This is a genomic window from Microbulbifer sp. ABF4_107, from assembly GCF_056312215.1.
This window is the reverse complement of the sequence record NZ_CM149983.1, coordinates 3,835,938-3,862,527: the sequence shown is the minus strand read 5'-3', so window position 1 is coordinate 3,862,527 and position 26,590 is coordinate 3,835,938. Positions and strand designations below refer to the sequence as shown.

The window sequence follows — 26,590 nt, the reverse complement described above, 5'->3', positions numbered from 1 at the left end:
GTCAGCGTTTCCCCCGAGCGTCCGGCTTTGCACGCCCTTCTATCTTTGCTCGTCCCTCTATCTTTGCTTGCAAAAGGGCAATACGCGCCTCCAACCGGTCCACTCCCTGAGTAAACTCCGCCACATCGTCCGCAAACGCCTCAAACTGCGCCTGCGGCGGCGTCATCCGCCACTCCTCACTCACCGCTTCCGCCGCTGCCTGCGGCGCAGTCCCCAGCGCATCCTTCAACCAACTCGCCGCCAGTCGCACACCGGTACCGAGCTGATGTGCCGGAGAGTCCCCGATCAGCTTCGCCAGCGGCTCCTCCCAATCGATATCCAGGTCCCGCAGGATCGACTGCAGCTCCGCCAAAAGAGCGCTGGAACCACGCACCGTCACCCCCAGTTTGGCCGGGGTGGCATCGCGGTTTCTCAACAGTTGGATAAACGCCAGCGCGGAGCCGGACAGCTCCGTGGTCACCTCACCGCTCCAGCGGCTGTGGACCTCGATATAGCCCCCCTCTTCACCGTCCTCGTCGTCGATGACCAGAAACAGTGACAGGGTTGGCGCGGTGAGATTTACCGCCAGCACCTTGCCCGCCAGTCTGGCCAGGCGCTGGCGGCTACCCGGGTCGTAGCGCAGGGCAGTGTTGATGGCGGTCTCCAGGGTGGCGTCGAAGCCGGCGCGGAAGGTGGGATCGGTCATTATTTTCTGAATTCGTCCATGTCCGAATCGTCGCTGTACTTCTCATTGTGCATTTAGAGCACTGAAGTCACATGCGAAGGCGTCGATACCGGGGTCTGTTTGCGGGACCGTCTGCGGCCTGGATGGCCGCAGCCGAGCCCCCATGGATGGGTTTACGGCGTGTCCCGCGAACAGGCACCGGTAGCGGCGCCGCCACAGAACAAGGGCCGAAGCCCAAGCGTTATGGCTTGATGCCCTTATGCAAAGCCACAATGCCACCGGTCATATTGTGGAACTCACAGTCCACGAAACCGGCCTCGCTCATCATGCCTTTCAGGGTTTCCTGATCCGGGTGCATGCGGATGCTCTCGGCGAGATAGCGGTAACTGTCCGCATCGTCCGCCACCAGCTTGCCCATAAACGGCAACAGGCGGAAAGAATACTGATCGTAGACCTTCTCCAGCAGCTTCGACTCCGGCTTGGAAAACTCCAGCACCAGCAGCCGACCGCCGGGCTTCAGCACCCGCAACATCGAGCGCAGCGCCAGATCCTTATCCGTCACATTGCGCAGGCCAAACGCAATGGTAATGCAATCAAAGGTATTGTCCGGGAAGGGCAGGTACTGGGCATCCGCCTGCACCGTTTCCACATTGCCCGCTATACCGCGATCCAGCAGACGATCGCGGCCCACCTTCAGCATCGACGCATTGATATCCGCCAACACCACCTTGCCGGTTGGGCCGACAATACGGGAAAAACGCGCCGTCAGATCCCCGGTACCACCGGCAATATCCAGAATCGCCTGCCCCGGACGCGCCGCGGACAGCTCGATGGTAAAACGCTTCCAAAGGCGATGGATGCCAGCAGACATCAGATCGTTCATCACATCGTAGCGGGCCGCCACCGAGTGAAAAACATCCGCCACCCGTCCGGCCTTCTCATCCACCGGCACCTGCTGGTAGCCGAAATGGGTTGTTTTGCGTTCCGTCATTGTGAGCCTGTGCCTGCCGCTGCGGGAAAATTAGGGACGATATTGTACATGGGCGCCGCTGGAAAGGGATATGCCGCACGCAGGTCGACAGCCCACACCCAAGTTTCTGCAGGTGTGCCATCCGCTTAAAAAAAGAACGCCCCGCGAGTAATCAGACAGCAAACAGCAAGATGAACTACCCGCCACACCCCAAAATCTTTAGCAGGAAAATCAAAATATTACCGAAATCGGACAACTGTATAACGATTTTATTGCATCACTCGCAATATATAATTTTGCGGAATTTTCTTATGAAGGAACTTTCCTCCCATTCGTTACAGGTATACGGCAAATAACTCTAAATGCCGATTTCTGACCAAGTAAATGCCCTAAGGGGGAATAATGAAAACAAATGCATTGTCCATGGCCATCCGCGGCGCCATTCTGGCCGCTGTGGGTGTTTCACCCGCTTTTGCTCAAGAAGACACCCAATCGGTAAACGCATCCCAGGCGGACGACGGGATGATCGAGCAGGTCACCGTTACCGGCTCCCGTATCGCGCGCCCTAACGCGGTAAGCCCGACCCCGGTTACCTCGCTGACCGCTGAAGATATCAGCCTGAGTGGTGAGACCAATCTGGGTGACTTTCTGAACACCATGCCCGCGCTGCGCTCTACCTTCTCCGGTCAAAACTCTGGCCGTTATATCGGCACCGTGGGTCTTAACCTGCTGGACCTGCGCGGCCTGGGCACCTCCCGTACCCTGGTGCTGCAGGACGGTCGCCGCCACATCTCTTCCTCCGTAGGCACCTCTGCGGTTGACGTGAATACCATTCCAGAAGACCTGGTAGAGCGTGTCGACGTGATCACCGGCGGCGCTTCCGCTATTTACGGTGCCGACGCGGTCTCCGGCGTGGTCAACTTTATTCTGAAAGACGACTTTGAAGGCGTAAAAATCAGCGCCTTTGGCAGCGACACCGAGCGTGGTGGCGCGGAAACCACAGAACTGTCCGTAACTTTCGGTCAGAACCTTTTCGACGGCCGCGCGAATATCGCCGGTAGTGTGCAGCACACCACCCGCGGCGATGTCTACGGTACCGATCGCGACTGGATCACCAAAGGCTACGGGTCACTGGTCAATCCGGACAACATCGACCCGGAAACTGGCGCGGTTATCGCTGACGATAATATTCCCGACCGCATTTCCGTGGAGGACTACCGGATTCCTTTCCTGAGCGACAACGGCATCGCGTTCCTTCCCTACGGCGACTACACGTTTAACAATGACGGCTCGGCGCGCCCGGTCGTTCCCGGCGAGGTCTGTGATATCGATGGCCGCTGTTCAGGCGGTGACGGCTATGCCTTTGTCGGTCAGTACCAGATGTACCCGCGTATGGAAACATCGAATGTGTTCGTAAAGGGTCACTTCGATATCAACGACTCCATGCGTCTCTTCGGCGAAGCCAAGTACGTCAATCACGAAGCGGAGAGCTGGGGCCAGGGAAGCTTCAGTTATAACGTCTTCTCATCCACCAACCCGTTCCTGGATAAAGAGCTGTCCGATCGCTTGGTCGCGGACGAGGTGCCGGCGTTTGGCATGTACCGCATGCACTCCGACCTGGGCTATCGCGGTAATCTCGCCGAACGTGAAACCATGCGTTTTGTCACCGGCCTGAAAGGCGAACTGGGCGGTGGCTGGAGCTATGAGACCAGCCTTGTCTATGGCGAGTACAACGCGGATATTTACTACATCAATAACAAGCATCTGGAGCGCTACTCCCAGGCAATCGACGCTGTTGAGATCGACGGTGAAATCGTCTGTGCCGATGCCGATGCCCGCGCCGCCGGCTGCCAGCCTTTAAATCTGTTTGGATTTGGCCTGAATTCCGCAGAGACAGTTGACTGGATCATGCTGGATGACACCGGCTCCGAAGAGAAAATGACCCAGACTGTCGCTTCAGGCTTTGTTACCGGCGACCTTATCGATCTGCCTGCGGGCCCATTGTCCGTCGTGGGCGGCTTTGAATACCGTGAAGAAACCAGCGCTGTTGATTACGACGAAATCATCAAAAACGGTGAAACCTTCATGAACGCGTTGGCAGCTGCCGAAGGTGAGTACGACGTAACAGAAGCCTATGTCGAAGTATCGGCTCCGTTGCTGTCTGACCTGCCGGGTGTGCAGAGCCTGGTATTCGACACTGCTTACCGCGCAGCCGACTACTCCACGATCGGCAGCACCGGCGCCTGGAAAGCGGGTCTCGATTGGGCAATCATCGACGATGTGCGCGTCCGAGCTACCACATCTCAGGCGGTGCGCGCCCCGAATATTGATGAGCTGTTTGCGCCGCTCGGCGAAAACTTCTACAACGTCAACGACCCCTGTGACTATCGTGAGTTGGGCAGCGCGCCTGACCCCGATTTGCGTCGCGCCAACTGTGCAGCACTTGGCCTGAGCCCCGACTATGAGTCACCCTGGAACGGCGGCCCCACTTTGCCTGGCTTCAGTGGCGGCAACCCCACTCTGCAGGAAGAAACCGCATCCACCCTCACCTATGGTGTCGTGATTACCCCGCGTTTCGCCGATGGGTTGACCCTGACCATGGACTACTGGGATATCGAAATCGAAGATGCGATTTCCTACTATGACGGACAGACCATTCTCGATAAATGTGTGGACGGCGCCTCCATCGAGAACGCTTTCTGCGGAAACATTTCCCGCGCGGCTAATGGTGACCTGACCTCCCTGACCAGTTCAGCGCTCAACGCGTCAAAGCTGACCGCTCGCGGCATCGACTACGAAGTTCGCTACGATCTGGCGCTGGCTGACCTGTTCAATTCCGAACTGGGCAACCTGACCTTCAGCCTGCAGGGAACCCGTCTGCTGGAGCGTGACGACTACTCCTTCCAGAACGAACCGGATAGCGTTGACCCGATTGCAGGCGAAATCGGTGACCCTGAAGACGCTTACAACCTAAATGTGACCTACCGCTATGGCGACCTGTCCGTAAACTGGGGCCACCGCTATATTGGCGATCAGGCACTGTACGACATCGGTCAGGAATCCAAGTACGCGGTCGCAATTCCCTATACCGGTGAAGTGCGCTACAACAGCCTGCGCACCAGCTACCTGTACCAGGACAACATGGAAGTTTACGGTGGTATCAACAACCTGGAAGACAAAGCACCGCCTGCACGTCTGACGGGCACCGGCGAAGGCTCCGGCATGTATGACACCATGGGTCGCAGCTTCTACCTGGGCGTGAACTACACCTTCTAACAACAACTCTTGATCGAGGCTGCATCCGCAGTGATAAAAAGGGGCCATCTGGCCCCTACCGATTGGCCGCACTCCAGAGTGCGGCTTTTTTGTGCCTGCCTGTTTGGCCTGGCTACTGGTTACCTTCCAGCAGCCCACCCGCATGCGCCATCACATGAAAAATCAGGCTCTGCTCATTGGTGCCAGATAACAGATGCGCCCCGGGGCCGCGGGCCCATACACCCACATCTTCTCCCGCATGGGTTTCACTTCCCAGTGGTACCAGTGCTTCCTGGTGGTAACCGGAAGATTCGGTATCGCTAGCAGCAATGTCGTGGCGTCCGGCACTGACGGGGTCTTCGTAGCGATCATCTGCGTCGGTGCTGTCTCCGTAGTGTGCATGGCCGAGACCGTTGGCGTAGGTAATGGTGGTATAGGGCTTGCCGTCAGCGGCGAGCGCCACCGCCGGTTCCGGAGCGCCCTCACTATTGTTGGTGACCACCTTGCCGAGAATCGGATTGCCACGGGTGGGGTAGCCGGCGATGGTCATCACGTGACTGTGATCTGCGGTGACAACGATCAGAGTATCTTCGGCGCTGGTAGCGTCCATCGCGACCTGTACCGCTTTGGCCATTTCGACGGCATCGGTCAGCGCATTAAACGCGCTGCCGGCGTGGTGCCCGTGGTCGATGCGACCTGACTCGACCAGCAGGAAATATCCGCGCTCTGATTTGTTCAGTAGTTCTATGGCTTTGCCGGTCATCGCCGACAGGGAAGGCTCACCGGCCTTGTCGTTTTTACGATCCGCCTCATAGCGCATATGGGAGCTGGCAAACAGGCCCAATAATTTGTCGGTGCCGGTTACATCGATTTCATCAAAGCCCGCCTGGTCTTCGATGTATACCGCATTGCCGCCCTCGCGACCGTAGCGCTCCCGCCAGGCGTCAATCAGGTTGATGCCGTCTTCACGTTTGCCGTTTTTCCCCTCGATATCGGTGACGTCCTTTGGCAGAAAACTGCGACGGCCACCGCCCATGATGACGTCCACGCCGTCACCCGACGCGAACTCCACCATCTGGGTGGCGATATCCTTGCACTCTGCGGGCGCAGCATGCTCCCAGCCGCGCTCCGGTACTTTGGCATAGGCGGCGGCGGGGGTGGCGTGGGTGATGCGCGCGGTGCTCACGATACCGGTGCGTTTACCCAGTTCTTCCGCAAGCTCCACCGCGGTGGTCAGCGGTCGCTCGAGACTGCCCGCACAGTCGCCGCGGGCCACGGTTTCATCGACATTGAGGACACCCGCTTTGGTTTTCACCCCCGAGAGCATCGCGGTAGCAGTACCGGCGGAGTCCGGGGTCTGCTGATTGGTGTTGTAGGTCTTGATCAGGCCCGCAAACGGCATTTTCTCAAAGCTGAGCTGGTACTCCTCACCAGGCTTCCCTTGCAGCTGCCCCGCCAGAATCCGTGCGGCGGTCACCGTGGAAATACCCATCCCATCACCGACGAACAGAATGACGTTTTTTGCCGCACCGGGCTGGTTGTTGATAGTGACTGTGCTCGCCCTGGCGATCGCGTCGCGAGCACCCTCGAACCAGCTACTGTTGCGCTGATTATCCGGCAGTCTGGGTGCGGCGGGTTTGGCTGAAGAGCTGTCGGCGGCGACTGTTTCAGATTTTCCACTGTGGCAGGCGGCCAGTGTGACGACAAAGGCCAGCGCGAAAGCCAGTGTGAAGCGGTTCAATTGCACGAGTATTCCCCCCGGTGGCAATTTAGAAGATGATCAGCGCCCGGCGTGGCCGGGTGATTGGGGTGGGAGGATACCGGAAATATGCGTCAGATTTGCTTCGGATTCAGCCAATCAGTTTGACTGGGCTTTCGTCAGGGTCACGGCCCTGACCGGCGTTTTCCAGGCGCTCAAGATAAGCCTGCCACTTCTCCTGCCGGGTTTCACACAGCTCCCGCAGATACGCCCAGGTGTAGATACCGCTATCGTGACCGTCATCGAAAAAGATCTGCAGGGCATACCGACCGGCGGCAGCTACCCGCTCGATTCCCACATGCAGTTTTCCGGTCACCAGGGTGCCTTCGCCGGCGCCGTGACCGCGCACTTCGGCACTGGGAGAGTAAACGCGGAGGTACTCGGCGGGGAGTTCGAATTCTGCATCCGGGTAGTGGAGGATGAGTGTCTTGTCGGCTTTTTGCAGACGGATTTTTTGCGGTGGGGGCATTGTGTGTCCGGAAAGATTAACCCTGCAGGAGCCTGCTTGCGGGCTCCTGCAAGGTGTTGTACGTCAGAGAATAAAACGAGACAGGTCTTCGTCTTTACTGAGCTCGCCCAATTGCCTGTCCACATAGGCTGCATCAATGGTGATCGCAGTATCGCCATCACCACCGGCAAAGGAAACTTCTTCCAGCAACCTTTCCAGTACCGTGTGCAGGCGGCGGGCGCCGATATTCTCGGTGGACTCATTCACCTCAAACGCCACTTCGGCAATACGCTGGATACCGTCGTCGGCAAATTCCAGATTGACACCTTCGGTGCCCAGCAGCGCTTTCTGCTGCTCGGTAAGCGATGCGCTGGGTTCGGTCAGGATACGCTGGAAATCTTTGGAGGTAAGCGAGCTCAGCTCCACGCGAATCGGCAAACGGCCCTGCAGCTCCGGAATCAGATCGGAGGGCTTGGACAGGTGGAAGGCGCCGGAGGCAATAAACAGGATGTGGTCTGTCTTGATCATGCCGTACTTGGTGGTGACGGTGCAGCCTTCGATCAATGGCAGCAGATCGCGCTGCACGCCTTCGCGGGACACGTCGGCGCCGCCGCTTTCCTGGCGCTTGGCGACCTTGTCGATTTCATCGATAAACACGATACCGTTCTGCTCGGCAGACTGGATCGCTTTGGTTTTGATTTCTTCGTCATTGATCAGCTTGGCGGCTTCGTCGTCGGTCAGTTGCTTGAGCGCCTGTTTGACGGTGAGCTTGCGCTTCTGGGTTTTGCCCTTGGACATGTTGGAGAACATGCCCTGCAGCTGATTGGTCATTTCCTCCATGCCGGGAGGTGCCATGATTTCCACACCCATTGGACCGGCGGAGACTTCGATTTCGATTTCTTTGTCGTTCAGCTCGCCTTCGCGCAGTTTTTTGCGGAAGACCTGGCGAGTGCTGGAATCTTTTTCGCTGGGGTCGGTGTTGCGTGCCGGCGGCAGCAGGGCGTCGAGGACGCGGTCTTCGGCGGCGTCCATGGCGCGCTGTTTGACGCCTTCGGTGGCGCGCTCGCGTTCGAGTTTGATGGCCATTTCGACGAGGTCGCGAACGATGGATTCCACATCGCGGCCAACGTAGCCGACTTCGGTGAATTTGGTGGCTTCGACTTTGATAAACGGTGCGCCGGCGAGTTTGGCGAGGCGGCGGGCGATTTCGGTTTTACCGACGCCAGTAGGACCGATCATCAAAATATTTTTCGGGGTGATTTCCGCACGCAGTTCTTCGTTAACCTGCATGCGGCGCCAGCGATTGCGCAGGGCGATGGCAACGGCGCGCTTGGCGTCGTTCTGGCCGACAATATGGCGGTCGAGTTCGTGGACGATTTCTCTGGGGGTCATGGACATGGTCTTTACTCGGATTCTTTTCGCTTCGTTCCAGCTTCGAAAGTTCTATCGCTGGTTCGGTGGCGGGCGGTCACCGGGAATAGGTTTTCAGGACCGCTGTGAATACATCCCTGTACGCTCTGTCGGAAACATCCCTGTTTCCGACAGTCCTGAAAACCTATTCCCGGCGCCCGCCCTTCAATTCGCAATTCGTTACTTCGACAAGCTCTAGTAACTCAACTCTTCAATCGTGTTGTTGTGGTTGGTGTACACACAGATATCACCGGCAATCTTCAATCCCTGCTCCACAATGGTTCTCGCATCCAGCTCGGTATTGTCGAGCAGCGCGCGCGCTGCGGACTGGGCGAAGGGGCCGCCGGAACCGATGGCGATGAGGTCGTCTTCGGGCTGAATCACGTCGCCATTGCCGGTGACGATCAGGCTGGCGGTTTCGTCGGCGACGGCGAGGAGGGCCTCTAAACGGCGCAGGGCGCGGTCGGTGCGCCAGTCTTTGGCGAGTTCCACAGCGGCGCGGGTGAGCTGGCCGTTGTGGGCCTGGAGCTTGGCTTCGAAGCGCTCGAACAGGGTGAAGGCGTCGGCGGTACCGCCGGCGAATCCGGCGATGACTTTGTCGTTGTACAGGCGGCGTACTTTGCGGGCGTTGCCTTTCATGATGGTATTGCCCATGGAGACTTGCCCGTCACCGCCGATTACGACTTTGCCGTTTCGGCGGCAGGAGAGGATGGTAGTGCCGCGATATTGTTCCACGTGTGCCTCGGTGTTTTACATTTCGAGAGCACTAAGTGTGGTCGACGGGGCTGGATTTCAACTAAGTGGGAGCGGCTTTATACTCAAGGCCATCTTTCAGAAGTATCGAGAGGACTGCCTGTGGCCCGTATCAAGCGCCGTTATTACACCCTGGTTTTTGCGCTTTTCATGTCGCTACTGATGTCGAGTGTGATGTCTGGCGTGGTGACATTCATCAATACCGGCCTGACGGAGGGGTTTCTCGAACGCTGGCTGCATGCGGGTATTGCGGCCTGGGTCATTGCCTTCCCGCTGGTTTCTTTATTTGCGCCGCTGGCGCACTGGCTGACTCGGAAGTTTGTGGAGACCGAGTAGTCTCGATCAATTAACCCTGCGCCGGGCGCTTGAGCACCAGCGGCATCAGCCGGTGTTCGGCGAGCACACCGCGCGCGGCGGCCATTTTGGATCGATTGGTGTATGGGCCGACGAGAACCCGGTGCCAGGTGCCGCGGCTATCGGTGGCGGATTCCACTTTGACGTCGAGGTTGGCCAGCATCAGCTGGGCGCGCAGGCGCTCGGCCTCTTCCTTTTCGCGGAAGCTGGCGGCCTGAAGGATATACACCAGGTCGGACTTGGGCTCATTGCGCACCGCTGTTTCTGCATCGGAGCCGTTCTCATTGCGGACCCGCACCTGCTGATTCTTCGGCTGAGGCACTTTCACCTCATTCTCTTCCAGCAACTTGTAAAAATCGAAGCGCGGTTTCGATTCCCCCGGCGCGGGCTGCTCGGCAGCGGGCTTTTCGGTGCGCTTGACCACCTGGGTCTGCCCGGTTTTGAGGTCGTTTAGCAGAAATACAAATACCGCAAAGCCACCCACAAAGTTGCCCAGCACAAACCAGACCCAGGCGGGTTTGCCGGTGGATTGTTGGCGGCGGGTATTGCGGCGGGCCATGGGCGTTCTCTCGGTCTTGTAAATCGTGATTGCTACAGGCGGGAAATTGTACCGCCTGCGCGCGGCGCTGTGGGTGGAATTTAGGACAGCTCCTGCGCATCCATATCCACCGCCCAGCGCAGACGACGGTTTCGGTTCCCTTCCGCCCACTGGCTGAATTGTGCCAGCAGCTTCTGCAACAGGCCGCGTTTCTCCGCAGTGACCTGAAGGTAAAAGCGGAAGCGGCCGGACTTGCGCTCAAGTAGCGCGGGCACTGGCCCCAGATACTGAAGCGCCGGGGAGGGCGGTGCCATCGCCTGCAGATAATCCCGGGCATTGGCCAGGAACTCCTCGGCCCAACGCGGCTCCTCGCACTCGGCGCGCACCAGTGCCATGGCCCGCAGCGGCGGCAGCTGGGCGATTTTGCGCTCTTCCATCAACTGGCGGGCGAAAGCGCCGTAGCCCTTGTTGAGCAATAACTGAAGCAGGGGGTGCTCCGGGTACCGGCTCTGCACCAGCACATGACCGCGCAGGTCGCCGCGGCCGGCGCGGCCGGCGACCTGCTCCAGCAGCTGCCCCATGCGCTCGGGAGCGCGGAAGTCGGCGCTGAACAGGCCGCCGTCGGCGTCCTGGATCACCACCAGGGTCACCTTGGGCAGATGATGCCCCTTGGCCAGCATCTGGGTGCCAAGCAACAGGCAGGGCTCGCCGTTGCGCGCCGGCTCCAGCAGTTTATCCAGGGCCTGTTTGCTGGCGGTGGTATCCCGGTCCACGCGGATCACCGGGAACTGGTTGAAAGTATGAGTAAGGAAGTCCTCACTGCGCTCGGTGCCCGCGCCCAGGGCGTTGAGGTTGCGGCTGTGGCATTGCGGGCAGCTGTGCACCTCCGGCATGCGGTAGTCGCAGTGGTGGCAGCGCAGATGGCGCTGGCGCCGGTGCAGGGTAAGTTTGGCGGAGCAGTGGGGGCAGTCGGCGAGCCAGCCGCAGTCGTCACAGGTCAGCGCCGGCGAGTAGCCGCGCCGATTAATGAAAACCAGCGCCTGCTCGCCGCGGTTCAGGGTCTCGCCGATATGCCGCAACACCTGCGGGGCAAAACCCTCCTGTAATTGCTGGTGCAAGATGGGCACCACACTGATTTCCGGTGGGCGCGCATTGCCGGCGCGGTGGCGCAGACGCAGATGTTGATAGCGGCCGGAGAGCGCATTGTGCAGGCTTTCCAGAGACGGGGTTGCCGAGCCGAGCAGCACCGGTACGTCGGCATTTTTTGCCAGCACTACCGACAGGTCGCGGGCGGAGTAACGCACACCGTCCTGCTGCTTGAAGGAACCGTCGTGCTCCTCGTCGATCAGGATCACGCCGAGGCGCGGCAGCGGGGTAAAAATGGCCGAACGGGTGCCGATCACAATATCCGCCACACCGCTGGCGGCGGAAAGCCAGGCGCGGGCGCGCTCACCATCGGCGAGGCCCGAGTGCAGGGCGGCGATACGAAAATCGGGAAAGCGCGCAGCGATACGGCGCAGGGTCTGCGGGGTCAGGCCGATCTCCGGCACCAGCAACAGCGCCTGATTGCCATCGCGCAGGGCGCGCTCCATCAGTCGCAGATACACCTCGGTCTTGCCACTGCCGGTGGTGCCCTCCAATAGAGAGGCGCTGAAGCCGGTGGCCGGGACCGCGTCGATAACCTGACGCTGCTCTTCGTTCAGCTCTGGCGCGGGGCGCGGCTCTACCTCTTCCATCGGCGGCGGCGCAGTGGGCCCGGACACCCAGCGTGCCAGTCCGCGCTCGATCAGCGCTTTGCACACGGTGCTGTTGAGCCCGCGGGCGTTCAGCGCGGTGCGACTCTGGCGCCCGCTACTCAACAGCAGCTGCAATAACTCCTGTTGCTTCTTGGCCCGCGCCAACGCGGTTTCCGGCAGGCCCTTGCCCTCGGTGGTCAGCTCCAGCCACTGTTCCGCCCAGTGGTCCGCCGGCTTACCCTTGCGCAGGGCGGCCGGCAACGCCGCGGCGTAAAGCTCCCCGATGGGCGCCTGATAGTAATCCGCCGCCCACTGCAGAAAATGGCGACTGCGGGAATCGAAAATGGGCTGGTGATCGATGCACTCGCTGGCGGGCTTCAGCTCCGCAAGCGGCGATTCCGATACCACATCCACCAGCACAGCCACCAGGTCGCGGTTGCCGAAAGGTACATGGAAGCGTTGGCCGGGCTGCAAGTCCTGGTCGGGCATTCCCGCCGGCGGCAGGTAATCGAACAGGCGGCGCAGAGGTACCGGTACGGCCAGGCGCAAAATGACGCGCGGGCGCTCGCTTGTCGCGTCCGAGCGATACTGATCCGGTTGTAACTGCAAGCGGCCCCCAAATAACAATTTCTGCTGCGCGGATTTTTTTGAGCGGGCTAGTTTACCGGCTGAAGCCCACGGTTACAGCCGACATCGGCAAACCACCACGCGCAAATTCATGGCACCCAAAACCACCCGCGAGCCGCGCGCGCCTTGCAAACTCTAAAAATCAGAGTACTCTACACATCAACTCTATCTTTTAGAGTTAACCCCGGGACGCACTACCGACCCCTTTCGCAACAAGGATCTGTGACCATGAACGACGTAAACAAACTGCAGAGTGACCTGGATTATATTCGCGGCGCCATTGACCAGGACGCCGCTGCTGGCGGTATCCCGGCCCTGTACTTTCTGTGGGCGGCACTGATCGCGGTAGGCTTCAGCCTGCCGGACCTGGCTCCCCGGTTTGCCGGCGTGTACTGGCTGTTTGCCGGTGCTGGCGGCGGTCTTTTCAGCTCGTGGCTCGGCGCCCGCGAGAGCCGGCGCCACGGCTATAACAACTCTCAGCTGGGCCGGCGCTACGGCCTGCACTGGTGCCTTGTGGGTGCCGCATTTCTGCTTTGCTTCCTGCCATTAATGCTGGGACGTATCACACCCGAGATGGGCGGGGCCAACTTCCTGCTGGTGACCGGTATCGCCTATAGCCTCGCCGGGGTTCACCTGGAGCGACCGCTGCTGTGGTGCGGCATCCTGATGCTGGTAGCCTACGGGGTACTGGTGGTACTCATGCCTCCTTTTATCTGGACAATCACCGGGATCACCGTGGGTATCGCTCTGTGCTGGGCGGGCTTCAGCCGCCGGGCGGCGCTGAACACGGGCGACTCCCAATGAAGGCGCTGACCTCCCTCGACCCGCTGCTGGAGCACCGTATCCGCCTGGGCGCCTGCGTGTTGCTGGCCAAGCACGGTGAACTCAGTTTCGCCCGCCTGAAGAGCCAGTTGCAGGCTACCGACGGCAATCTGGGAGCACAGTTGCGCAAGCTGGAAGAACGGGGCTACCTGCAAAGCCGCAAGGATTTCGTCGAGCGCAAACCCACCACCTGGTACGGCCTCAGCAGTGCGGGGCGATCCGCACTGGAGTCCCATATGGCGGCGCTGCGATCACTGATCGACGCGGCGGGCGCCCCCGCCGGGGAGCCGTGACCCCGAAGCCGCATTTACGCTTGAATCGGCGGGCTAATCTGATAGTATGCGCCGACTTTTTAAACAGCCCGGGGAAGCTTCCCCTGCACCAATGACGATCCCGTGCTCAGCGAACGACTGGGTGGCGGTATCGAATAGAGGCCATCATGAAGAACGATATCCACCCGAATTACGCCGAAATCACTGCAACCTGCTCCTGTGGCAACTCCTTCAAAATGGGTTCCACTCTGGGCAAGGACATCCAGCTGGACGTGTGCTCCAACTGCCACCCGTTCTACACCGGCAAGCAGCGCGAAGCCAGCACCGGCGGCCGCGTAGACCGCTTCAAGAAACGTTTCGGCAGCCGCATCTCCAAGTAAGAGAAAGCGCTATCGAGACCCGCTCCGGTATGCCCTGCGCACCTCCGGCAGCGACGAAAAAGACGCCCTGGGACTCCCTTGGCGTCTTTTTTTGTGCCTGCCTGTTACTGATCGGCCTTTTCCACCCCGCAGCGGCGCTGGCCGACTGTGTGCTGGGGGAGGCGGACGAGGTTGTGGCCCTGCAGAAGGTGGTGGACGGGGACACCCTGCGCCTGAAAGACGGCCGCCGGGTGCGCCTTCTCGGCGTAAACGCCCCGGAACTGGCCCGCGGCCGGCGGCCGGCGCAGCCACTGGCGGAAGAAGCGAAAGAGTTTGTGCAGCGGTTTCTCGCCGGCGGCGATCTGGAGCTGGTGTACGATCGCGACCGCTACGATAACCACGGCCGCACCCTGGCCCACGTCTATAACCACCGCGGCGACAGCCTGGAATCCGCACTGCTGTCCGCGGGCCTGGCCTTCCATATTGCCGTGGCCCCCAACTTCGCCCTGGCCGAGTGCCTGTCCAGCCGCGAACAGGAGGCAAAGGAGCGCCAGCGCGGGGTCTGGCGCAGCGGTGTCTGGCCGACCCTGGCTGCCGCCGATGTGCGTCCCGGGGACGGCGGATTTGTACTGCTGACCGGTACCGTCAAGAAGGTGGATCACAACCGCTTCCTGTGGCTAGAACTGGACGGCCCGGTGGCAGTGCGGCTGGACCCTAAACGGGATTATGGCCACGCAAACCGGCGCAATTGGCAAGGGCGTAAAATAGTGGTGAAAGGCTGGCTGATCGACAGAGGCAAGAAATATTCATCCCAAAACAAAAAAAATAAACGATTTTTTATTTCGTCCGACTCCGAATTCACCATCAATATTAGTAGAAAATAACATTTGCGCTCAGTTTTTGAGCTTGTGGACTTGCAGTCGTCTCGGTTATTCTCCGCGCCTCGGAAAAGGGGACTTAGCGCCCCCACCATAAAATCAATATTTCCGCAGTAACCTGCTGCCAACCGCAGAATGTTGGCCGCCTTCCAAACCAAGAGATGACATCCTGATGACCGACTCACTGCGCCAGGCAGCGCTCGATTACCACGCCTTGCCGACACCGGGCAAACTTTCGGTGGAACTCACAACCCCTGCACAAACCCAGGAAGACCTGTCTCTGGCCTACAGCCCGGGCGTGGCCGAACCGGTGCGCGAAATTGCCAAGGACCCGGAGGCCGCCTACCTGTATACCGGCAAGGGCAATCTGGTCGCGGTCATCTCCAATGGCAGTGCCATCCTCGGTCTCGGCAATCTGGGCCCGCTGGCGTCCAAGCCGGTGATGGAAGGCAAGTCCCTGCTGTTCAAGCGCTTTGCGGATATCAACTCCGTGGACATCGAGGTGGAATGCCCCAGCCCCGAGCGGTTTATTGAGACCGTCGCGGCGATTGCCAATACCTTCGGCGGTATCAACCTCGAAGACATCAAGGCCCCGGAGTGTTTTCACATCGAAGAGGCGCTGATCCAGCGCTGCTCGGTACCGGTGTTCCACGACGACCAGCACGGCACCGCCATCGTGACCGTGGCGGGAATGCTGAACGCGCTGGAAATCCAGGGTAAGCAGATCGAAGACGTGCGTATCGTGTGCCTGGGTGCCGGTGCCGCGGCAACTGCCTGCTGCAAACTGCTGCTGGCCGCCGGTGCCAAGAAAGACCAGATCACCATGCTGGACAGCCGCGGGGTGATTCACTCCGGGCGCAGTGATATCAACGCTTACAAGGGAGAGTGGGCGCGGGATACCGAGATGCGCACTCTGGATGACGCCATCGAGGGCGCCGATGTATTCCTGGGTGTGTCTGGCCCTGACCTGCTGTCTGCGGAGCAACTGGCACATATGGCGGACAAGCCGGTGGTATTCGCCTGCTCCAACCCCAATCCGGAAATCAGCCCGGAGCTGGCGCACCAGACCCGCGATGACCTGATCATGGCCACCGGCCGTTCGGACTACCCGAACCAGGTAAACAACGTGCTGTGTTTTCCGTTTATTTTCCGCGGTGCCCTGGATGTACGCGCTACGCGCATCAACGAAGACATGAAGCTCGCCGCCATCGAGGCGATCCGCAAGCTGGCCCGAGAGGAAGTACCGGAAGCAGTGCGCGCCGGATACGGCGGTGTAGAGATGAGCTTTGGGGCCGAATACATCCTGCCCAAGCCCACAGATCCGCGCCTGCTGCCGGAAGTGGCGGCGGCAGTGGCCCGCGCGGCGGTGGACAGCGGCGCGGCGCGCTTGCCGTATCCGGCGCACTATCCGTTGAAGCCGGTGTAACCCCACTCGCAAGTTCCGCGAACGAACCCGGTGGCGGTGGCGCTACCGGGTACAGCCTTGTGAGACACGCCGTAAACCCATCCCTGGGGGCTCTTCCGCGAGGTCCCTCTCGCGGACAAAGCGCGAGCTTTGGACGCCGGAGGCGCCCGCAGGGTGAGCGCAGCGAATCAACGTCTCACAAGGCTGTACCCGGCATCGCCACCTTCGCACCTAGCTCACTATCACGAACTGATTTCTCAACGTGTGAACCAACACGGCCTACATCCCAATCCTTGAGCCTCCCTCCTACCGCCGCTAAACTGCGTTCCATGTCTGAGCAAAGTTGTCCCCCCGCATGAGCCACGTCTATGTGCTGACCAATCAGCACCAGCAGTTTTTAAGCAAAAGCAACGAATGGATCGACGGCCGCGAGAACACCAAGCTGTTCCGCACCGAACACAAGGACGTCGCCATCAATCAGATGTTCGAGGCCAATACTCGCAACGTCGCCCTGCGCATTGAGCTGCTGGAGTGCGAGCTGGACACCAAGCGCCAGCCCATCGTCCCGGAAGAAGCCCTGAGCGAGACACCGCTTGAGTCTGCGGTGCCAGGGGAAGCAGTGGATGAGCCCGAAATAATCGCGGAAGCGAATGACGTCGCCGAGTCCGAGGAGCTGCCGCAACCCGAGGCGGCAGAGAGCCAGCCCGACCAACCGCTCCCGAGCCCCTGACAGACCTGCCTTGAGCCTACTCTTGAGCTTGTTTACTGAGCCCACTTACTTGAGATAGCAGCAGGCGCCCCCATTTAGGCCGGATCGCCATTTTGGTGATTGACGTTTTTTGTGATTAAGAAGTACCGCGTCCCGGTGGCGCACCCGGCCCATCAGCCAACCGGCTGCCACAGGAGATTCCCTTGTCCAAACTCGATCTGGCCGATCTGGCCCAGCCGCAAGGTTTAGCGCTGTTAAAGGGCATCCGCCGCGGTATTGAGAAAGAGGGCCTGCGGGTCTCTGCGGAAGGTGAGCTGGCGCAGACCGATCACCCGATCGGCCTCGGCTCCGCGCTCACCCACGAGTACATCACCACCGACTTCTCCGAAGCCCTGCTGGAATTCATCACCCCGCCGGTGGCGACGCCGGAGCAGGCGCTGGAAACCCTCGACCAGATCCATCGCTACACCTACAGCCAGATCGGCGACGAGCGCCTGTGGGTAAACAGCATGCCCGGCAAACTCGGCCGCGATGAAGAGATCCCCGTGGCCCGCTACGGCAGCTCCCACAGCGGCACCATGAAAACCATCTACCGCCTCGGGCTCGGCCTGCGCTACGGCCGCGCCATGCAGACCATCGCGGGTATTCACTATAACTTTTCCCTGCCGGACGCATTCTGGACCTGGCTGCAGGAAAAAGAGGGCGGCAAGGAAGAGTCTCTGAAAGACTTCAAAACCCGCCGCTACTTCGACCTGATCCGCAACTTCCGCCGCCACTACTGGCTGCTGATCTACCTGTTTGGTGCCGCGCCCGCGGTGTGCGGCACCTTTGTGCAGAACCGCGAGCACCAGCTGCAGCCTTTCGACGGTGATGCCCGCACCCTGTATGCCCCCCAGGCCACCTCCCTGCGCATGGGCGGCCTCGGCTATACCAGCGACGCACAGAAGTCCCTGATCGTGTGTTACAACGATCTGCAGACTTACCTGTCTACCCTCTGCGCAGCCATCAGCAAGCCTTACCCCGAGTACCACCAGCAGGGTGTAAAAGACGCGCACGGCGAATACCAGCAGCTCTCCACCGGCCTGCTGCAGATCGAAAACGAGTTCTACTCCCCGATCCGCCCGAAAAACCCGGCCGGTATGGGCGAAACCGCACTCTCCGCCCTCGACGCCCGCGGTGTCGAATATATCGAAGTGCGCTGCCTCGACCTGAACCCCTTCGTCCCGCTCGGCATCGAAGCCCCACAAATGCGCTTCCTCGACGCCTTCCTGCTGCACTGCCTACTGAGCGAAAGCCCGGTAACCGACGAAGCCGACTACCGCGCGGTACAGGAAAACCAGACCCGCATCGTCGACCGCGGCCGCGAGCCCGACCTGCAACTTATCCACAACGGCGGCGAGCGCAAGCTCACCGACTGGGCCGGCGAACTGCTCGATGAGATCACCCCCATGGCCGAACTACTTGACCAGGCGTGGGGCAGCCACGACTACCAGCGCGCCGTCTCCGCCCAGCGCGACAAGGTCGATGGCAAGGTACCCACCCCGGCGGCACAAATGCTCGCGGAAATGCACGAGCACAACCAGACCTTCTTCCAGTGGGCCAAGGCCAAAGCGGAACAGCACCGCCAGTATTTCCTGGACCGCCCGCTGAACGAGGAAGAGCAGGCCGATTTCGAGCGTCTCGCAAAAGAGTCACTCGACAAGCAAAAACAGGTAGAAGACGCCGATACCGGCAGTTTCGAAGACTTTCTCGGCAAGTACTACGCGCAGTACGTGTTCTGCCAGAAAGGGCTCTGAGTGAATTACCTCGCCCATTTGCTGCTCTCGGGCCCGGACCCGGACTGGCAACTGGGCGGGCTACTGGGCGACTTCGTCAAAGGCCCCATGAAAGGGGAGCGCCCCAAAGCCATCGAAGACGGCATCCGCCTGCACCGCCGCATCGACCTGCTGAGTGACCAGCACCCCGCCTACCTGAGCGCCCTCAAACGCCTCGGCCCCCAGTGGCGCCGCCTCGGCGGCATCGCCCTCGATATCTGGTTCGACCACCTGCTCGCCAACGACTGGCACCACTGGTACCCGCAACCGCTCGAAACCTTTACCCACAACTGCTGGTCCAACTTCCACCAGCGCAACCAGTGGATCCCCGAAAACGCACAAACGTTTATTCAAAGAGCCGAGCAATTTAAACTCCTGCCCGGCTACCGCGAGGTAAACGTCATCCGGCGCACCCTCGAACGGGTCGGCCAGCGCCTGCGACGCCCGCAGCCCCTCGCCGACATGCTGCCACTGCTGCAGCGGGACCAAAGCGCACTGGAACAGGAATTCCGCCAACTGTTTGCCGACCTCAGCCAGCAGGCCGAGCAGTTCCGACAGACTATTAATTAGAAAATCGCTTTTTAAAGAATCGCTTATCAGTATCCGGACAATAATCACATGACCCTGCCAAGCCCACGCATCACCTTCCTGATCATGTTCCTCGCCGTCATCGCCGTACTCGGCATCGCCTTTTACATGGAATATGCGATGGGCCTCGAACCCTGCCCACTGTGTATCACCCAGCGGGTCATGTTTCTGGGTGTCGGCCTCACCTCCCTGATTGCGTTTCTGCACAACCCCACCGGCGCCACCAACATCGGTCGTCGTATCTACGGCCTGCTGGTTTCCCTGTGGGCCATCGGCGGCCTCTACTTCTCCGGTCGCCAGCTGTGGCTGCAGAGCCTGCCGGAAGACCAGGTGCCCGCCTGCGGCCCCGGCATCAGCTACATGGTGGACGTATTCCCCATGGCGGAAGTGATCAAAACCCTGCTCACCGGCGACGGCAACTGCGCGGAAGTAAAATGGACCATGCTCGGCCTGTCCATCGCCGGCTGGGCCGCGGTGGGCTTTGTGGGCCTGATCCTGTTCGGCCTGTGGCAAGCCTTCCGCAAGCACTGACCGATTCTTCCCGTGTCGTTCCTGCGCGCACTCCCGCGCTGGCTGCTGGGGGCCAGCCTGCTGCTGGCCTTTGACCTGACTGGCCGCGTCCTCGTTGCCGCACTGTCATTGCCATTGCCCGGCCCGGTGCTGGGCATGCTCCTGTTGCTGCTGGCGATGATGCTCTACGGTCGCGTGCCGCGCGGTCTTGGGCTGGTGGGCGAGCAGATACTGCGCCTGCTGGTACTGATTTTCCTTCCCGCCACCGTGGGCATCTACTTCCTGCGCGACCTGTCCGGCGGTGACTGGTTTGCCCTGATCGTTGCCATGGTGGTGGGTACCCTGATCAGCATCGCGCTGACCGCACTGCTGCTGAATCACCTGATCCGACGCAACGGACGAGGCCGCGAGGGTGGCGACAATGGCGAGTAATGCAATCACGCCGCTGCGCGAGTGGCTGGCACAGGTACAGCAGGTTGCCATCAACTTTGCGGAGCCACTTTCCTGCACACACCCGCTGGTCATACTGCCGCTCAATATTCTCGGCTTCTGGCTGGCACTGAAGATTTACCGCCGCTCCGGTACACCGATACTGCACCCGGTGGTGGGCGGCAGCCTGCTGGTGTTTGCCGGGCTGCTGCTAATGAACGTGGACTTCGCCGGTTACCAGCGCGGCAGCGGCCTGCTGTATCTGTTGCTGGGGCCCGCCGTGGTTGCGCTGGCCATTCCACTGAAACAGAACCTGACAATGGTGCGGAGAGTCGGCTGGCCGCTGATACTGGGCCTCGCGGTGGGCGCGATACTGGCGCCGCTGGTGGCGGTGCTGATTGCTATGTTGCTAAACGGCAGCGCTGCGGTACTGATCGCGCTGACCACCAAATCCGTAACCACGCCGGTGGCCCTGGCGCTGACCGAGCAGATGAACGGTATCCAGAGCCTCGCTGCGGGCGTGGTGGCGTTTACCGGTATTGTTGGCGCAGTGTGCGGTCCCGGCCTGCTGAAGCTGCTGGGGGTCACCGACGAGCGGGTCACCGGCTTCACCCTGGGTGTCAACGCCCACGCCATCGGCACCGTGCGCGCGCTGGAAATCAGCGCCCTGTGCGGCGCCTTTTCCGCCCTCGCCATGGGGCTTTGCGGCGCGCTGACTGCTTTGCTACTTCCGGTACTGGTCAACATTTGAGTCAAAGTCGGTCCCGACCTGACCCAATTCCCGGAACTCGTCTTTGCCGTCGTTTTTTCCCGCGCCGTCCTTGCCCGCGGCGGCAGAAGCTTCTACATTCCTAAGAGCAGTTGTAGAAGTCACAAAAGGAAACTTGGAGATGTTGGAGAACTGTAAAAACGCGCAAGAGCGCTGGGGCGGCGTCAGCCAGATTATTGACCGCTGGCTGCAATCCCGTCAGGCGCTGTTGGTGAGCTTTTGCCAGCTGTCAGAGCACAAGGAATTTGCCGACGGCGACAAAGAAGCGGAAGCCAGCGTGCGCACCCTGTGTCAGCAGCTGGTGGACTATGTCTCCGCTGGCCACTTTGAGGTGTACGACCAGCTAATTCAGGAAGGGCAGGCATTTGGCGATGCCGAGGGTCTGCAGCAGGCCAAGGCCCTGTACCGTGAAATCGACGGCACCACCGACGTGGCGGTAGATTTCAACGACAAATATCTGGAAACCGATGATCTCACCACCCTGGTAAAAGATCTGTCGGTGCTGGGTGTTGCACTGGAAACCCGCTTTGCCGCGGAAGACCTTATGATCGATACCCTGCACACTGCGCACAAAAACCAGTTGGCCTGATCGACTTGACACTCAACTCAGGCGAATAAAAAAAAGGGGCCAGCGGCCCCTTTTTTGATGACGGTGAATCAGCTTCCGATTATTCGGTCGCCTGATCTTCCGCGCCATCTTCTTTAGCCGCCTCTTCTTCGGCCGCGCCTTCGTCACCACCAACATTGGCTTTGTGCAATTCCACCTCAAATACCAGGGTGGAGTTGGGACCGATCAGGCCGCCCGCGCCACCGGGACCATAGGCGAGCTCAGACGGGATGTAGAGTTCCCACTTTGCACCTTCTTTCATCAGCTGCAGGGCTTCGGTCCAACCTTTGATTACGCCCTTCACCGGGAACTGTACCGGCTTGCCGTTTTTGTAGGAGCTGTCGAATTCGGTTCCGTCGATCAGGGTGCCCTTGTAGTCCACCTCGACAACACTGGATTCACTGGGGCTGGGGCCGGTGCCTTCAGTGACCACCTTGTACTGCAGGCCGGAGTCCGTGGTCTGCACGCCCTCTTTCTTGGCATTCTCTTCCAGGAACTTCTTACCTTCTTCCAGGTTCTTTTCCGCGGAAGCCTTGAACTCTTCTTCCTGCTTGGCCATCAGCTCTTTCTGCTTGGCCTGCATATTCTCCTGGAATACCTGGATAACCTGCTGCTTTTCTTCCTCGCTCAGACGGGAGTCGCGACCACTGGCTACATCTTCCAGCGCCATGGCGACAATTTTTGGGTCCAAAGCAACTTCCTGGCTTTTCAGGCGGTTGGCCATATCTTCGGCAATGATATAGCTGACTTTCTGCTCTTGGGATTCCAGTTTGATATCTGCGGAACCTGCAGACTCCTGCTTGTTACAGCCGACCAGTGCAATACCCAGAGCAATCGCAGCAGCCAAAGAAGTTTTATTCATGAGAATTGTCTCTTTATTTCCGTGAAGCATTTATTTGTACGAGCAGGGTTCCACCCTTCTCTGCTGTTTTACACCCTGACCCAAACACACTTTGTGCGGCAGATCACAGTAGCACAAGCGGGCCCAGCGACAGTCAAGTCTAACCCATGCTGGGAACGGCTGCACACCGGCAATCCGCAGGCACCCGGGGATTCCAGGTAGGACCACAGCGGACCGCGGTTGTTTCATTTTCCTGACAATTGTCACTTTTGAATTGCACCAGAAAAAACCCCCAGTAAATTCCACAACAATTCCCACAGGCGGCGGGGATGCACTTCCGAAATAACAGCGCTATTATCAGCGTTCAGCCCCGTTTTTTCACAGTAAGTTCGCAGGCAGAGAGGTGGTTCTGCTATCAATAAATGGGAATCGTCGGGGTTTCTTTCAAGAGCATGTACACAACCCGTTTCAACCGCAGGATTTTGAACCATGGCCGCCAAACGCAAAGCCGCTATTTCCGTTGCCGATCTGGAAAAACAGATCGCCAAGATTGCCACCCAACTCGAAAAAGCACGGGCCAAGGAAGCGGCCGATGCCGACAAAGCCCTGAGCAAAGCCACCAAGGAAGCCGACAAGGCTCAGGCCCAGGTGAAAAAAGCCAAGGCCAAGCTTGCCACGGCGCGCACCGCGGGCAGCAAAGCAAAAACGCCAGCCGCTAAAACCTCCGCCAAGAAAAAAGTGGATGCGGCCAAAGCCGCCGTGGCCAAAGTTGAAAAGGTTGCCAAAGAGGCTGCTCAATCCCTCGCAGATTCCAAAGCCGCCGCCGCTGCAGCCAAACTGGCCGAGAAAACCGCCAAGACAGTGAAGAAGGCCGGTGAAGCTGCAGCGAAATCGGTGATGGCCGCCAGCAAGCCGAAGAAGAAAAAGTCGGTGAAGAAGGCTGCTTCAGCCAAGCCTGCAACAGAGAAAAAGGCCTCCGCGAAAAAACCGGCTGACAAGAAGACCGCGGCCAAGAAAGCTGCACCGAAGAAAGCCGCCGCTAAAAAAGCAACCGCGAAGAAAGCCCCTGCGAAAAAAGCCGCCGCAAAAACGGCTGAGCCCAAGAAGGCAGCGCCAAAGAAAGCCGCACCGAAAAAGGCCACTGCCGACAAATCGGATGCTAAGAAGGCGGTAGCCAAGAAGGCGGCGCCGAAGAAGACAACCAAGAAGGCCGCAGAGAGTAAGCCGGTACAAAAAACCAATGGCGCAGGCGCTGCCAAGCCCGCGGTTCAACCGTCTACGCCAGCGACCCCGACTGCGAAACCCGCAGTAACCCCAGCACCTGAAACTCCTGCACCGGTTATGGGCAAGGCTTCAGAGCCAAAGCCACTGGTTCCAGAGTCCAGCACCGCGGCCGCCAACCCGGTAACACCTAGCATCACCCCAAGCACCCCGGCCAACAGCCTGTTCGCCACTGAAGAAAACCCGCACTACGGTCCGGAAGAGCACAAACACAAGCACTGAGCCCTGGCTCACAACGCCGTCAAAGTGTAACGCCGGGAATACTGCCGCCGCGCGGTTCCCGGCCAGCCTCGCTGCCACCGGCACTGCCGGCAGCACTGTAGGCGTCAATCAGGCCCGCCCAGCGGGCCTGATCTTTTTGCATCAAACCATATTGCTCACCCGCCAGCGCCAGCGGCGAACGGGTCTCCGGCCAGGTTTCACCATTCAACTTCCACAACGCAGCGAGTTGCCGCTGCTCCATACGGAGCTCGCAGCGCTTGCACCATTCGTAGATACGGCTCTGCTTATTCAGCCGCCCGAGCAATCGGCGCATGTTGCGCACGCTGCTGATCATGCGCCGCCGCGGCGCCAGTCCCCGGTCGGCCACGCGCCAGCTCTCATCACTGAGCTGACGACCACAGGCACTGGTGTAACTGGCCCACAGCAACAGGCACACGTCGGCACCTTTACTGTCCTGGCAGTCGAGCAGGAATTCGGCCACCGAGGGCTGCCGGTAAAACTCCAGGCTGAAGTGCCACAGCGGGTTTTGCAGTGGGCAGAGCGGTGGAGATGGAGGTGCGGTTTCTGTCACGTTAGAATCCCGGCGGTTTGTTATAGCCGATAGCCTAGTCAAAATCGGGCGAATTCAAAGAGGTTTCCATTGATTAATCTGCAAGGCGTATCGCTGCAGGTGGGCGGGCGCGACCTGCTCAACGACGCCAGCTGCCGTATCTTCCCCGGTCACAAGGTCGGCGTCATCGGCGCCAATGGCTGCGGCAAGTCCACCCTGTTCAAGATGCTGTTGAAGCAGCAGGACAGCGATGCCGGCAGTGTGGAGGTTCCCTCCGGCTGGGAAATTGCCCATATGGCTCAGGAGGTAACTGCCAGCGAGCGCAGCGCGCTGGACTACGCCCTGGATGGCGACCACCGCCTGCGGGAGCTGCAGGGACAGCTGGATGCCGCCGAGGCCGATGGCAGCGACGGCAAACGCATCGCGGAACTGCACGAGCGCATGGCGGCGATTGATGGTTACAGCGGTCCTTCCCGTGCCGCACAGTTGCTCGACGGCCTGGGTTTTTCCCACGCCGACCAGCAGCGCCCGGTGAAAAGCTTTTCCGGTGGCTGGCGCATTCGCCTGAACCTGGCGCGGGCGCTGATGTGCCCTGCGGATCTGTTGCTGCTGGACGAACCCACCAACCACCTGGATCTGGATGCGACCCTGTGGCTGGAACAGTGGCTGCAGCGTTTCCCCGGTACCCTGTTGATCATCTCCCACGACCGCGATTTTCTCGATGCGGTGGTAGACGGTATTGTCAGCTTTGAGCATCAGGACCTGGTGCTCTACAGCGGTAACTACACCGCCTTCGAGCGCGCCCGTGCCGAGCGATTGGCACAGCAGCAGGTGCAGTACGAGAAACAGCAGGCGCAGCGCGCGCATATGGAGGACTTTGTGCGGCGCTTTCGCGCAAAGGCCACCAAGGCCAAGCAGGCCCAGAGCCGCCTGAAGGCACTGGACCGCATGGCGGAGATTGCTCCGGCACACGTGGACTCTCCGTTCCGCTTTCGTTTGCCGTCGTCTGACAAGGTGTCCAACCCGCTGATCGATCTGCGCGAGGCGGAGATCGGCTACCCCGGCAAGACCATTCTGCCGCGGGTGGAAATGGGTATTCAGCCCGGCCGCCGTATCGGACTGCTCGGGCCGAACGGCGCGGGTAAATCCTCTCTGATCAAAACCCTCGCCGGGGAAATACCCCTGATTCACGGCGAGCGCCAGTGCGGCGAGCACCTGCAGATCGGCTACTTCGCCCAGCACCAGCTGGAGGCGCTGGATTCGAAGGCTTCCCCTCTGCTGCATGTACAGCGCCTGTCCCCCAACGCCAGCGAGCAGGAACTGCGGGATTTCCTCGGCGGCTATGGGTTTATTGGCGATCGCGTGTTCGAGGCCGTAGGCGGCTTCTCCGGTGGTGAAAAGGCGAGGGTGGCTCTGGCACTGCTGGCGTGGCAAAAACCCAATCTGCTGCTGCTGGATGAACCCACCAACCACCTGGACCTGGAGATGCGCCACGCCCTGACCCTGGCGCTGGCAGAATTCCCCGGTGCGGTGATCCTGGTATCCCACGATCGCCACCTGCTGGCGAATACCACCGATGAATTTATCCTGGTGGCCGAGGGGCGCGCGGAGCCCTTCGATGGCGATCTGGATGACTACAAACAGTGGCTTTTGGCGTTCAAGCGCGAGGAGAAGCGGCAGAGCGGCAGTGAGTCGGCCGCTAGCGATACGGCCGCCAGGCCGGTGGAAGACAAAAAGGCCCAACGCCGCGCTGCGGCGGCACTGCGCGAGCAGCTGAAACCACTCACCAACAAGCTAAAGAGTATCGAGCAGAAGATGGCGAAGGCGGAGAAGGAGGTACAGGTCCTGGATGAAAAGCTGGCGGATGAAGATCTCTACAGCGGCGGCCAGCAGGACGAAATTACCCGCCTGACCAGGGCCCAAGGGGAAGCGAAAGAGTCCCTGGAAGAGCTGGAAATGGAATGGCTGGAAGTATCGGAGGCGCTGGAAGCGGCTCGGGCGGGAGAGTAATCTGCCTCTC

26 protein-coding genes are annotated in these 26,590 nt (G+C 60.1%); 16 read left to right on the top strand and 10 right to left on the bottom strand.

The genetic code is table 11. The annotated features are described in order from the left end of the window. Position 1 precedes the first annotated feature (1 nt). Both ACYX4K_RS15865 and ubiE read right to left on the bottom strand, forming a co-directional pair. Positions 2 to 685: a ubiquinone biosynthesis accessory factor UbiJ gene (locus tag ACYX4K_RS15865; RefSeq protein ID WP_475091182.1), complete on the bottom strand. Its 684-nt coding sequence runs from the start codon at positions 683 to 685 to the stop codon at positions 2 to 4. Positions 686 to 905: 220 nt separating this feature from the next. Further along, entirely contained in the window at positions 906 to 1,655 is a 750-nt protein-coding gene (ubiE, locus tag ACYX4K_RS15860) for a bifunctional demethylmenaquinone methyltransferase/2-methoxy-6-polyprenyl-1,4-benzoquinol methylase UbiE (protein ID WP_475091183.1), read from the bottom strand. A gap of 381 nt (positions 1,656 to 2,036) precedes the next feature. Between ubiE and ACYX4K_RS15855 the strand changes: the two genes are divergently transcribed. Continuing rightward, positions 2,037 to 4,910 (top strand): TonB-dependent receptor domain-containing protein, encoded by a 2,874-nt coding sequence (locus tag ACYX4K_RS15855; RefSeq protein WP_476178724.1) that lies wholly within the window; start codon positions 2,037 to 2,039, stop codon positions 4,908 to 4,910. A 112-nt stretch (positions 4,911 to 5,022) separates the two neighbouring features. Here the strand turns inward: ACYX4K_RS15855 and ACYX4K_RS15850 are convergent, their stop codons facing one another. From ACYX4K_RS15850 to hslV, 4 genes are all read right to left on the bottom strand, one after another. Beyond that, positions 5,023 to 6,636, bottom strand: a complete 1,614-nt coding sequence (locus ACYX4K_RS15850; protein WP_475091185.1) for an alkaline phosphatase — start codon at positions 6,634 to 6,636, stop codon at positions 5,023 to 5,025. Positions 6,637 to 6,739: 103 nt separating this feature from the next. Further along, a complete protein-coding gene (locus ACYX4K_RS15845) occupies positions 6,740 to 7,117 on the bottom strand; it encodes a gamma-butyrobetaine hydroxylase family protein (protein WP_475091186.1) in 378 nt (125 codons plus the stop codon). Between the two features lie 63 nt (positions 7,118 to 7,180). Further along, entirely contained in the window at positions 7,181 to 8,494 is a 1,314-nt protein-coding gene (gene hslU / locus ACYX4K_RS15840; RefSeq protein ID WP_475091187.1) for an ATP-dependent protease ATPase subunit HslU, read from the bottom strand. 207 nt (positions 8,495 to 8,701) lie between these two features. Beyond that, positions 8,702 to 9,241, bottom strand: a complete 540-nt coding sequence (gene hslV / locus ACYX4K_RS15835) for an ATP-dependent protease subunit HslV (protein WP_010132036.1) — start codon at positions 9,239 to 9,241, stop codon at positions 8,702 to 8,704. Between the two features lie 120 nt (positions 9,242 to 9,361). On the opposite strand from hslV, the gene ACYX4K_RS15830 reads away from it, so the two are divergent. Continuing rightward, on the top strand, positions 9,362 to 9,595 hold the full coding sequence (locus ACYX4K_RS15830) for a DUF2798 domain-containing protein (protein WP_475091188.1): 234 nt from the start codon (positions 9,362 to 9,364) through the stop codon (positions 9,593 to 9,595). A 10-nt stretch (positions 9,596 to 9,605) separates the two neighbouring features. Here the strand turns inward: ACYX4K_RS15830 and ACYX4K_RS15825 are convergent, their stop codons facing one another. Both ACYX4K_RS15825 and ACYX4K_RS15820 read right to left on the bottom strand, forming a co-directional pair. Further along, entirely contained in the window at positions 9,606 to 10,172 is a 567-nt protein-coding gene (locus ACYX4K_RS15825) for an SPOR domain-containing protein (RefSeq protein WP_475091189.1), read from the bottom strand. 80 nt (positions 10,173 to 10,252) lie between these two features. Then, positions 10,253 to 12,496 carry a primosomal protein N' gene (locus ACYX4K_RS15820; RefSeq protein ID WP_475091190.1) on the bottom strand — a complete coding sequence of 748 codons (2,244 nt, stop codon included), beginning with the start codon at positions 12,494 to 12,496 and terminating at the stop codon, positions 10,253 to 10,255. 246 nt (positions 12,497 to 12,742) lie between these two features. On the opposite strand from ACYX4K_RS15820, the gene ACYX4K_RS15815 reads away from it, so the two are divergent. From ACYX4K_RS15815 to rsd, 12 genes are all read left to right on the top strand, one after another. Further along, positions 12,743 to 13,318 carry a hypothetical protein gene (locus tag ACYX4K_RS15815; protein WP_475091191.1) on the top strand — a complete coding sequence of 192 codons (576 nt, stop codon included), beginning with the start codon at positions 12,743 to 12,745 and terminating at the stop codon, positions 13,316 to 13,318. Next, a complete protein-coding gene (locus ACYX4K_RS15810) occupies positions 13,315 to 13,629 on the top strand; it encodes a winged helix-turn-helix domain-containing protein (protein ID WP_475091192.1) in 315 nt (104 codons plus the stop codon). Before ACYX4K_RS15815 ends, ACYX4K_RS15810 begins: the two co-directional genes overlap by 4 nt. A gap of 146 nt (positions 13,630 to 13,775) precedes the next feature. After that, on the top strand, positions 13,776 to 13,988 hold the full coding sequence (rpmE, locus tag ACYX4K_RS15805) for a 50S ribosomal protein L31 (RefSeq protein WP_043319964.1): 213 nt from the start codon (positions 13,776 to 13,778) through the stop codon (positions 13,986 to 13,988). 29 nt (positions 13,989 to 14,017) lie between these two features. Continuing rightward, on the top strand, positions 14,018 to 14,851 hold the full coding sequence (locus tag ACYX4K_RS15800) for a thermonuclease family protein (RefSeq protein ID WP_475091193.1): 834 nt from the start codon (positions 14,018 to 14,020) through the stop codon (positions 14,849 to 14,851). Between the two features lie 166 nt (positions 14,852 to 15,017). Beyond that, entirely contained in the window at positions 15,018 to 16,271 is a 1,254-nt protein-coding gene (locus ACYX4K_RS15795; protein ID WP_475091194.1) for a malic enzyme-like NAD(P)-binding protein, read from the top strand. Positions 16,272 to 16,605: 334 nt separating this feature from the next. Next, positions 16,606 to 16,980 carry a hypothetical protein gene (locus ACYX4K_RS15790; RefSeq protein WP_475091195.1) on the top strand — a complete coding sequence of 125 codons (375 nt, stop codon included), beginning with the start codon at positions 16,606 to 16,608 and terminating at the stop codon, positions 16,978 to 16,980. Between the two features lie 182 nt (positions 16,981 to 17,162). Further along, a complete protein-coding gene (gshA, locus tag ACYX4K_RS15785; protein WP_475119938.1) occupies positions 17,163 to 18,755 on the top strand; it encodes a glutamate--cysteine ligase in 1,593 nt (530 codons plus the stop codon). Then, entirely contained in the window at positions 18,756 to 19,343 is a 588-nt protein-coding gene (locus ACYX4K_RS15780; RefSeq protein ID WP_476178723.1) for an acyl carrier protein phosphodiesterase, read from the top strand. Between the two features lie 48 nt (positions 19,344 to 19,391). Continuing rightward, complete coding sequence (locus ACYX4K_RS15775) at positions 19,392 to 19,892, top strand: disulfide bond formation protein B (protein ID WP_475091197.1); 501 nt, start codon at positions 19,392 to 19,394, stop codon at positions 19,890 to 19,892. A gap of 12 nt (positions 19,893 to 19,904) precedes the next feature. Further along, positions 19,905 to 20,303, top strand: a complete 399-nt coding sequence (locus tag ACYX4K_RS15770) for a CidA/LrgA family protein (RefSeq protein WP_475091198.1) — start codon at positions 19,905 to 19,907, stop codon at positions 20,301 to 20,303. After that, positions 20,293 to 21,051, top strand: coding sequence for an LrgB family protein (locus ACYX4K_RS15765; RefSeq protein WP_475091199.1), 759 nt, complete (start codon positions 20,293 to 20,295; stop codon positions 21,049 to 21,051). The genes ACYX4K_RS15770 and ACYX4K_RS15765 overlap by 11 nt, the downstream gene beginning before the upstream one ends. 139 nt (positions 21,052 to 21,190) lie before the next feature. Continuing rightward, positions 21,191 to 21,658, top strand: a complete 468-nt coding sequence (gene rsd / locus ACYX4K_RS15760; RefSeq protein ID WP_475091200.1) for a sigma D regulator — start codon at positions 21,191 to 21,193, stop codon at positions 21,656 to 21,658. 79 nt (positions 21,659 to 21,737) lie between these two features. On the opposite strand, the gene ACYX4K_RS15755 is transcribed toward rsd, so the two are convergent. Then, the gene (locus tag ACYX4K_RS15755; RefSeq protein ID WP_475091201.1) at positions 21,738 to 22,538 is read right to left on the bottom strand and encodes an FKBP-type peptidyl-prolyl cis-trans isomerase; all 801 of its coding nucleotides are present in this window, start codon (positions 22,536 to 22,538) and stop codon (positions 21,738 to 21,740) included. 468 nt (positions 22,539 to 23,006) lie between these two features. Between ACYX4K_RS15755 and ACYX4K_RS15750 the strand changes: the two genes are divergently transcribed. Beyond that, on the top strand, positions 23,007 to 24,020 hold the full coding sequence (locus tag ACYX4K_RS15750; protein ID WP_475091202.1) for a histidine kinase: 1,014 nt from the start codon (positions 23,007 to 23,009) through the stop codon (positions 24,018 to 24,020). A 19-nt stretch (positions 24,021 to 24,039) separates the two neighbouring features. Here ACYX4K_RS15750 and ACYX4K_RS15745 read toward each other — a convergent pair whose 3' ends face one another. Continuing rightward, positions 24,040 to 24,591: a TIGR02444 family protein gene (locus ACYX4K_RS15745; RefSeq protein ID WP_475091203.1), complete on the bottom strand. Its 552-nt coding sequence runs from the start codon at positions 24,589 to 24,591 to the stop codon at positions 24,040 to 24,042. A gap of 69 nt (positions 24,592 to 24,660) precedes the next feature. Here ACYX4K_RS15745 and ACYX4K_RS15740 point away from each other — a divergent pair, with 69 nt between their 5' ends. Beyond that, positions 24,661 to 26,580, top strand: a complete 1,920-nt coding sequence (locus ACYX4K_RS15740; RefSeq protein ID WP_475091204.1) for an ABC-F family ATP-binding cassette domain-containing protein — start codon at positions 24,661 to 24,663, stop codon at positions 26,578 to 26,580. Positions 26,581 to 26,590 lie beyond the last annotated feature (10 nt).